Origin of the sequence: Cupriavidus sp. Met-2 (assembly GCF_049843575.1) — a bacterium.
Classification (GTDB): domain Bacteria; phylum Pseudomonadota; class Gammaproteobacteria; order Burkholderiales; family Burkholderiaceae; genus Cupriavidus; species Cupriavidus metallidurans.
In genome coordinates this window covers 1-8,064 of sequence record NZ_JBBHZL010000032.1, presented here as the reverse complement: position 1 = coordinate 8,064, position 8,064 = coordinate 1, and the positions used below count along the sequence as shown (strand labels likewise).

General features: G+C 61.1%; 10 protein-coding genes. 5 read left to right on the top strand and 5 right to left on the bottom strand.

The annotated features are described in order from the left end of the window. From WD006_RS29010 to WD006_RS28995, 4 genes are all read left to right on the top strand, one after another. Positions 1-620, top strand: a 620-nt coding sequence (locus WD006_RS29010; RefSeq protein ID WP_425648353.1) for a copper resistance protein B, incomplete at its 5' end; no start/stop codon positions are given. 43 nt (positions 621-663) lie between these two features. Further along, entirely contained in the window at positions 664-1,050 is a 387-nt protein-coding gene (gene copC, locus WD006_RS29005) for a copper homeostasis periplasmic binding protein CopC (protein WP_029309277.1), read from the top strand. A gap of 6 nt (positions 1,051-1,056) precedes the next feature. After that, positions 1,057-1,974 (top strand): copper homeostasis membrane protein CopD, encoded by a 918-nt coding sequence (copD, locus tag WD006_RS29000; RefSeq protein ID WP_029309276.1) that lies wholly within the window; start codon positions 1,057-1,059, stop codon positions 1,972-1,974. 71 nt (positions 1,975-2,045) lie between these two features. Further along, entirely contained in the window at positions 2,046-2,522 is a 477-nt protein-coding gene (locus WD006_RS28995) for a cupredoxin domain-containing protein (protein ID WP_029306637.1), read from the top strand. 95 nt (positions 2,523-2,617) lie between these two features. On the opposite strand, the gene WD006_RS28990 is transcribed toward WD006_RS28995, so the two are convergent. Genes WD006_RS28990 through WD006_RS28975 form a run of 4 tightly spaced genes read right to left on the bottom strand, consistent with a single transcriptional unit; the run spans position 2,618 to position 6,183 of the window. Next, entirely contained in the window at positions 2,618-3,142 is a 525-nt protein-coding gene (locus WD006_RS28990) for a c-type cytochrome (RefSeq protein WP_008652088.1), read from the bottom strand. Between the two features lie 43 nt (positions 3,143-3,185). After that, positions 3,186-3,599: a DUF411 domain-containing protein gene (locus WD006_RS28985; protein WP_008652087.1), complete on the bottom strand. Its 414-nt coding sequence runs from the start codon at positions 3,597-3,599 to the stop codon at positions 3,186-3,188. A gap of 47 nt (positions 3,600-3,646) precedes the next feature. Then, positions 3,647-6,064 (bottom strand): heavy metal translocating P-type ATPase, encoded by a 2,418-nt coding sequence (locus WD006_RS28980; RefSeq protein WP_253931996.1) that lies wholly within the window; start codon positions 6,062-6,064, stop codon positions 3,647-3,649. Next, positions 6,061-6,183, bottom strand: coding sequence for a DUF2933 domain-containing protein (locus tag WD006_RS28975; RefSeq protein ID WP_231108959.1), 123 nt, complete (start codon positions 6,181-6,183; stop codon positions 6,061-6,063). Before WD006_RS28975 ends, WD006_RS28980 begins: the two co-directional genes overlap by 4 nt. Positions 6,184-6,479: 296 nt before the next feature. On the opposite strand from WD006_RS28975, the gene WD006_RS28970 reads away from it, so the two are divergent. Continuing rightward, entirely contained in the window at positions 6,480-7,745 is a 1,266-nt protein-coding gene (locus tag WD006_RS28970) for a hypothetical protein (protein WP_029307134.1), read from the top strand. A gap of 109 nt (positions 7,746-7,854) precedes the next feature. Here the strand turns inward: WD006_RS28970 and WD006_RS28965 are convergent. After that, positions 7,855-8,064: hypothetical protein (locus WD006_RS28965; protein WP_425648352.1), on the bottom strand; the 210-nt coding region annotated here is incomplete at its 5' end.

The following is an 8,064-nucleotide window of genomic DNA, read 5'->3' as shown; positions in this document are numbered from 1 at the left end:
CGTCCGTTCTCGTTGATCGCCTTGAATGGACCAAAGGTAACGAAAGCAATGCGGCATCCTACGAAGCGCAGGCGTGGATTGGGAATGCGTTCAACAAGTTCGTCATCAAGGCAGAAGGCGAGGTCGAAAAGGGCAAGGTTCCCGAAGCCCGCACCGAACTGTTGTGGGGACACGCCATTGCCACGTATTGGGACACCCAACTGGGTGTCCGGAACGACGCCGGCTATGGGCGCCCTGCACGCAACTGGCTTGCGTTCGGTGTGCAAGGGTTGGCGCCTTACTGGTTCGAGGTCGAGGCGACCGGCTATGTCGGCACCGAGGGACGAACCGCGCTGCGCCTTTCCGGTGAGTATGATTTGCTGCTGACCCAGCGGCTGATCTTGCAGCCTAGGTTAGAAGCCAGCCTGTACGGCAAGAACGACCCCGAAATCGGTATCGGCAGTGGCCTTTCCAGCGGCGCTGTCGGAGTGCGATTGCGCTATGAATTTAGCCGGCAGTTTGCGCCGTACATCGGTATCGAACGCTCGCAAAGCTTCGGCAATACCGCAAACATGGTCCGAGCCTCCGGCGGCCGCAGCGGCGAGACGCGCTTCGTCGCGGGTATTCGCATGTGGTTCTGATCGTCTTTTTCTTTTCACACCCCACCAGCAATTGGAGTTTTTCATGCAAGCATCACGCCTCACTATTCGTGCGACCCTCGCGGCTGCCGCATTGCTCGTCAGTTCCGTGGCCTTTGCGCACCCGAAGCTGCTCACATCGACCCCCGCTGACAAGGCGGAAGTTGCCGCTCCCCAAAAGATCGAACTGAAGTTCTCGGAGAATCTTTCGACGCAGTTCTCCGGCGCAAATCTCCTGATGACCGGCATGCCGGGCATGGCCGACCACTCGCCGATGAAGATCGCAGCAAAGGTCGCCGGCGGCGACGATCCCAAGACCATGGTAGTCACGCCTGCGCAGCCGCTTAGCCCCGGCAACTATCGTGTGGAATGGCGCGCTGTGTCGTCCGACACCCATCCGATCAACGGCAATATCACCTTCACCGTCAAGTAAGCTGCAATGGACTGGGCAACTGTCGCAGTGCGTTTAGCACTCTATCTAGATCTTGCAGCGCTGTTTGGCCTTCCGCTGTTCGCCTTGTATGCATTGCGCCAGGAGGAGCGGCGGTCATCGATCGGCGCCTCCTTTGCAACCCTTTGCAAGGTGGCCGCAACGCTCGGTATCGTCCTGTCGTTCGTGAACATCGCTGTCATGGCGAAGGGCATGACGGGCGCCGCTTCGTACACTGAACTTCAAGGCCACGTTTTCGAGATGATTGTGACCGGAACCGCGTTCGGTACGGCCTGGATTGTTCGTCTGGTTGCCCTGTTCCTGTGTCTGCTCGCCGCGCTCTTCCTGCGCAATCGGCCGCTGTCCCAGTTCAGCGCCATAACAGGCGGTGCCGCGTTCGCGCTGGCAACGTTGGCGTGGGGAGGACACGGCGCGATGGACGACGGCGTGAAGGGCTATATCCACCTTGCATCAGACATCGCGCACCTGATCGCAGCCGGTGCATGGTTCGGTGCCCTGATCGCCTTCGTTTTATTGTCCCGCACGGCCGCAACGCCCAACAAGGTGGCGCTACTGAGCCGGACGTCCAATGGATTCGCGCAGGTCGGCACGATGGTGGTTGCCACCCTGGTGGTCACCGGCGTCGTCAACTACTGGATGATTTTTGGGTTGCAACTGCCGGAACTGAGCCTGGCGTCGTACGGCGGCCTGCTGCTATTCAAGCTAGCACTCTTCGGCGTCATGCTGCTCCTTGCGGCGGCCAACCGTTTCCATCTCAGCCCGCAGCTTGAACATGCGGTTCGAACCGGGGATCACGTGGTCGCCGTACGCACGCTGCAACGCAGCTTGACGCTCGAGACCGGCGCCGCGACGCTGATCCTGGTTCTGGTTGCGTCGCTCGGCATACTTTCCCCCATGCAAATGTAAGACCCCTCCAATCCAGAGGCTGAGTCAATCCGACTCAGCCTAGCCCTAACATCCCACCACCGAGGTTCGCCATGAAGACACTCGCGCTTTCCCTCATCGCCGTGGCCTTTGTTCCGTTGCTGGCGACAGCCGCCCCGAGCAATGACAGCTCGGCCACGCGCAAACCGGCTGCATCGGTCGCAGGACAACCTGGCGATAGTGCCAAGGCCACGCGTACGGTGGACGTCACGATGAACGACACCATGCGATTCTCACCCAACGCGATTCCGGTGAAAGCGGGTGAAACCATCCGGTTCCAGGTACGCAATGCCGGGAAAGTCGAGCACGAAATGGTGATCGGCACGACGGCCGAACTGAAAGAGCATGCAAAAATGATGCGGGAGATGGCCGGCGAAAAGCACGCTGCCCCCAACAAGCTCACGCTCGCACCGGGCGCGCAGGGGACTCTCGTCTGGCGGTTTGACAAGGCTGGGACCGTCGATTTCGCCTGTCTGGTGCCCGGCCACTTCGAAGCCGGTATGGTCGGCAAGGTCGTTGTGAAAAAATAGCGCGACGCGCGACTAACCACTCCCGCCAAACAGACCGATGGCCTCCAACCTGTGACGACGACAGGCATGGAGGCCCGTTCTTGTTGCTCGGCAGGCTAGCGACCGATGTACTCGTTGGTCGCCTCGCGCTGGGCGGCCTGCACCTTCTCTGGCCAGGTGCTTTTGATGTAGGCCAGTACTGCAACGATGTCCTCGTCTGACATCGACGACTTGAAGGCCGGCATGTCGCTGACATAATTGCTCGGTGCAGAGACGCCTGGTACCAATCCGTTCTTCGTGAGCGCGAATAGTATCGCGTCTGCATGGTGCCAGGTATGGCCTGACGCGTCGTGTGGTGGGGCCGGCAGCCGCCCACTTGGCAGCCGATCGCGCCAGTTCGGCTGCCCTTCCAGTTTGGCACCGTGGCACGCGGCACACGCCTGCGCATATAGCTGCCTGCCTCGCTCCACCCGCTGTGAATCCGATGCGTCAATGCGCAATTCGCGCCCACTCCGTGCCCGATCGGGGATTGGCGGTGTCTCCAGATAGCGTTTGGCCTGCAGCGCGATGACCGTCGCGGCGACGGTACCTAACCCCAGGAGGCCGATGATCCTCCAGCGCGGCTTGTTGGATTCTTCCATGCAGCATTGTCTGGCGGCATGGGTGCCGCCAGCTCTGATTCCGTTAGTCTTGGGAGAAGGGCTTGCCCTGGAAATCCACCGTGACCAGGCCGCCGTTCAGCTTGCCCATGCCCGGTGCATTGGTCGGCATGCCAGGCACTGCGACGCCCTTGACTGCGCGATTGGCCACCAGTTTCTGGATAGCGGCGGCCGGCACGTGCCCCTCAATGACCTGGCCGCTAGTTTCCAGCACGGCGGTGTGGCAGGAATTGAATGAGGCCGGCACCCCAAGTCGCGTCTTTACCGAGGTCACATCCGTCGAGTTGATCACCTTGGTGGGGAAGCCGGCTTGATTGACGTGCTTCACCCACTCTTCGCAACAACCGCAGTTGGGATCCTTATAGACCGTCATGGCAGGCGCCGCGGCATACGACGCGGTACTTCCTGCCAGGATGGCAGCGGCAAACAGGTATTTCATTAGAATTTTCCTTGTACTGACTTACTTGAAACAACGCTCGGCTCGCGTCAGACACTCGTCCGCCTGAGCCTCAGCGCGTTGGAAATCACCGATGCGGAACTCAGGCTCATCGCGAGCGCCGCAATCATGGGGGACAGCAGCAACCCAGTAAGCGGGTACAGAACGCCAGCGGCCAAGGGCACGCCAAGCGCGTTATAGACAAAGGCAAATGCCAGGTTTTGCTTCATGTTGCGGATCGTCGCTTCCGAGAGGTTTCGGGCCCGGGCGATGCCGCGCAAATCGCCCTTCACCAGGGTAACCTGGGCGCTGTTCATTGCCACATCGGTCCCGGTGCCCATGGCGATGCCCACATCGGCCTTGGCCAGTGCAGGTGCGTCGTTGATCCCGTCACCCGCCATGGCTACCACGTCGCCAGCGTCCTGCAGTTGCGTCACCAACGCAAGCTTGTCGGCGGGCTTCACTTCCCCGCGGAACTCGTCGATGTTCAGATTAGTGGCCACCGCCTTCGCTGTGGCGAGGCCATCGCCGGTGGCCATGATCACGCGGATACCCTCATCCCGCAGACTCTGCAACGCTTCCGGCGTCGAGTGCTTGATGGGGTCCGATACGGCAAGTAGCCCAGCCAGCGTGCCGTCAACGGACAAATACATGACGCTGGCTCCTTGCGCGCGCAGGTCGTCGGCTTGCGCACGCAGCGGCTCGACCTGGACACGCTCCTCCTCCATGAGCGCCGTGTTGCCAATGGCGAGCCTTTTCCCGGCCACGATGCCTCGAACGCCAATCCCCGTGCTCGATTCAAAATTCTCTGCCTTCTCCAGGGACAGTCCCGCATCCCGCGCGGCGGTAACCAGCGCAGCGGCCAGCGGATGCTCGCTCCCCTGGTCAAGGCTTGCGGCAAGCCGCAGCACCTCTTCCTCGGCATAGCCATTGACGCCAACAGATCGCGCAAAGGCGGGCCTGCCCTCGGTCAATGTACCGGTCTTGTCGACGATCAGTGCGGTAACCTTGCGCAGGTTCTCGATCGCCGCCGCGTCGCGAAACAGCACGCCGTTTGCAGCTCCCTTACCGCTTGCGACCATGATCGACATTGGCGTCGCCAATCCGAGAGCACACGGGCAAGCGATAATCAGCACGGCAACGGCGTTGATCAGGCCAAACACCCAACTCGGTTCTGGACCGAAGAGCCCCCATGCGAGAAACGTGGCCACCGCCACACCGATGACTGCGAGCACGAAGACCCCGGCGACCCGATCGGCCATGCGCTGCATCGGCGCCTTCGACCGCTGCGCCTGGGCAACCATCTGGACGATCTGCGACAACATGGTCTGCGCACCGACCTTCTCCGACCGAATGATCAGGCTGCCCGAAGTGTTGATCGTCGCGCCAATGACGTGGTCACCCGCGCGTTTGGAAACCGGCATGGGCTCGCCCGTAATCATCGATTCGTCAATCGAGCTGCTACCCTCCGTGACGACACCGTCCACCGGCACTTTTTCGCCGGGCCGGACCCGCAGCAGGTCTCCCACGTGAACGTGGGTCAGGGCCACATCTTCCTCTTGTCCGCCGGGGCCAATGCGCCGGGCAGTTTTTGGTGCCAGGCCGAGCAGTGATTTGATTGCGGCGGAGGTCTGCGAGCGCGCCTTCAACTCAAGAAGCTGCCCGAGCAGGGTGAGCGAGATGATGACCGCGGCGGCTTCAAAATACACGCCGATACGCCCATGCGCGGCGAACGCGGGCGGGAAAACGCCCGGCGCAACCGTCGCCACCACGCTATAAATATAGGCAGCACCGGTTCCCAGCCCAATCAGGGTCCACATGTTCGGACTACGATTGATGAACGATTGCAGGCAGCGTTCGAAGAATGGCCAACCCGCCCACAGGACGACCGGCGTCGCCAGAACAAACTCCACCCAGCTTTGCGTGTCGGGTGACATCAAGCCCAGCCGAGATCCGAACATCGCAAGTACAAAGACGATTGCGGTCAGCGGCAGCGTCCACCAGAAGCGGCGTCGAAAATCCGTCAGCTCAGGATTTTCGCCGTCCTCGATATCCGGCAACAGCGGCTCCAGGGCCATCCCGCACTTCGGGCAGTTCCCGGGATGATCCCGACGAATCTCCGGGTGCATCGGGCACGTATAGATGGTCCCTTCCGGTTCGGCAACCAGTGTCGCAGCATCAGAGGTCGTCACCCCCGCATACTTCGACGGCTCCTCCAGAAACTTCTGATGGCAGGAGTTACTGCAAAAGTAATACTGCTTGCCATCGTGTTCGGCGCGGAATTTGGATTCCGTCGATACCGCCATCCCGCAAACCGGATCTTTCAAGTCGGTGTCGGGCGCGCGCTTGCCATCGCATTGCGAGCCATGCCCGGCATGCGAATGGCCATGATGCGCGTCATGATCGCCGGGCGACGCTGCGCCGTGCGCAGCGTGATCGTGTGGCTGGAGCGGACTACGTTCATTCATTGTGCGACTCCTGTGTTCCGACGCGCCTCGTTACCTCTCGCCGAGGACGAATTCCGCTGGCGCCCGGCGTGATGGAAATGCATCAACGGGCACAGCAACACTAGCCCAAAAGGCAACATCGACGCAAGCCGCTTCCAGCCCGAGTTAGCGAAAGCGAGCACGACGATCAACACGGCCCCCAGTGCAAGCCACCCAATCGCCCGCCGGTTAAGCCCGGTCTTCGAACCAGCATCCTGTACTACGTGGGAATCCATGACGTCACCTTTCAGATAATTAGCCAAGCCACGACCCGACAACGCTTACCCGATACACCATAATCCTTCCCGCCATGGGAAGGTCAAGTTCGCTTGAGACCGTTTTGGCGCACAGTATTCCGCGCCCGCGGTGATACACTGCCCGGCAAAAAAGTGACGCCATGACAGACACCACCCGAACTCTCATTGAACGCTGGAAATCCGATCCGAACGGCACCTATCAAACCTGGTTCCTCTGGCCTGAACGCCTCAAGAATTTCAGATCCATCCGGCGCGGGATCGGCGCCGTCGTCGAGGAAATTCACGCAGGCACCTTTGGCAATGCGTACCGAGGATCGTCTCTGGAGACCGTTGTCGCTTCGATTGCCGAACAGCGACAGATCTTCAAGGGTGCCGATCACGCGTTTCTCTGGAAGCCAAAACTGCGCATTCCCGATATTTACGAGAACGCCGACAACCAGCGGGCGTTCGCAAGGTTGCTTCACACGTGCAATTGTTGTGATACCGAGGCAGAGATGCTCACCGCCATCCAGCGACTGAGCGGCGTGGGAATCAAAGGCCTCGGTCCCGCCGTCGCCAACCTGCTCTATTTCATCCACCCGACCCTGCTGCCACCGTTCAATACTGCGATCGTGAACGGCTACAACGCCCTGACCGGTGCGGCGGTCAAGCTGGGCAAGTGGGATCACTACCTTGCAATGCGCGACGGCATCCTGGCGCTCAATCATCGCTATCGTGAGGTCCTTTCCAATGATCTGGGTGCGCTGGCCGGCCTGCTATTTGACGTCGGAACAGGGCGCTATCCCGCTCCGCCACGCAACGATCTGCCCGGCGAGGTCAGCGCGTGGGAAGACGATCTGGCCAAGGTCAGGGAACAGGCGTCTGCACTCGCCAAGCAGATCCAGGCAGGCAAACTTGAAGATGCCACACATACCGAAGTCCAAGGCTGGCTAAGAGATCTCGGCAAGTCGCTCGGCTACGCGGTTTGGATCGCGACCAACGACCGGGGCCGCGAATACAATGGCGAGCCCCTCAGTCTTGGGTGTTTGTCCGCCTTACCGGCGACGCTGCTCGTCTCGGGCGGTGAGACGGTCCCGCTGATCGACGCGGTCTGGCTGGATCCCGCAACCCTTGAGGTGGCCGCCGCGTTCGAGGTCGAGCATTCGACATCGATCTACTCCGGCATCGTGCGGCTGCTGGATCTTGCCCTGGGCACCAGTCAATCCGCCACCAAACATCTATTCCTCGTGGCGCCAGATAACCGAGAAGCGGAAGTCCGTGCGCAACTCAGCCGGCCGGCATTCAACCGTGTCGCGGAACTCAATACGCGATACGTCCCATACTCCAGCCTTCGCGAGCATCGGGAGAACATCGCGCGCTTTGGCACGGGCATCAAGCCGATCGAGGCGATCGCCAAATCCTTGTAGTTCGCGCTTCACGGCCGGCGGGGCCCCAAAATGCACAACGCCCATGGACGACACCGAGCCTTACTCGGTGCGCCATGGGCGCGTGCCGTCTCAGCCAGGACCTTGACGATCAAGCGCCGTCAGAGAACGTATCGCGGGTTCCGACGGAATGTCCGCCGTCGGTGAACGGGTCACGCGTGCCCATCGAATGCGCACCATCCGTGAACGGATCGCGCACCCCCATCGAGTGGCCGCCATCCGTATAGGGATCGCGCGGGGAAGTTACCCCGGCGTTCGCGACCCCTGCCGCTCCACCAAGCGTGGCGACTGCCAGCACCAG

Excerpts from the sequence above, each read along its gene's own strand:
- copC (WP_029309277.1), top strand. The coding sequence starts at position 664 with ATGCAAGCATCACGCCTCACTATTCGTGCGACCCTCGCGGCTGCCGCA.
- copD (WP_029309276.1), top strand. The coding sequence starts at position 1,057 with ATGGACTGGGCAACTGTCGCAGTGCGTTTAGCACTCTATCTAGATCTT.
- WD006_RS28995 (WP_029306637.1), top strand. The coding sequence starts at position 2,046 with ATGAAGACACTCGCGCTTTCCCTCATCGCCGTGGCCTTTGTTCCGTTG.
- WD006_RS28990 (WP_008652088.1), bottom strand. The coding sequence starts at position 3,142 with ATGGAAGAATCCAACAAGCCGCGCTGGAGGATCATCGGCCTCCTGGGG.
- WD006_RS28985 (WP_008652087.1), bottom strand. The coding sequence starts at position 3,599 with ATGAAATACCTGTTTGCCGCTGCCATCCTGGCAGGAAGTACCGCGTCG.
- WD006_RS28980 (WP_253931996.1), bottom strand. The coding sequence starts at position 6,064 with ATGAATGAACGTAGTCCGCTCCAGCCACACGATCACGCTGCGCACGGC.
- WD006_RS28975 (WP_231108959.1), bottom strand. The coding sequence starts at position 6,183 with ATGTTGCCTTTTGGGCTAGTGTTGCTGTGCCCGTTGATGCATTTCCAT.
- WD006_RS28970 (WP_029307134.1), top strand. The coding sequence starts at position 6,480 with ATGACAGACACCACCCGAACTCTCATTGAACGCTGGAAATCCGATCCG.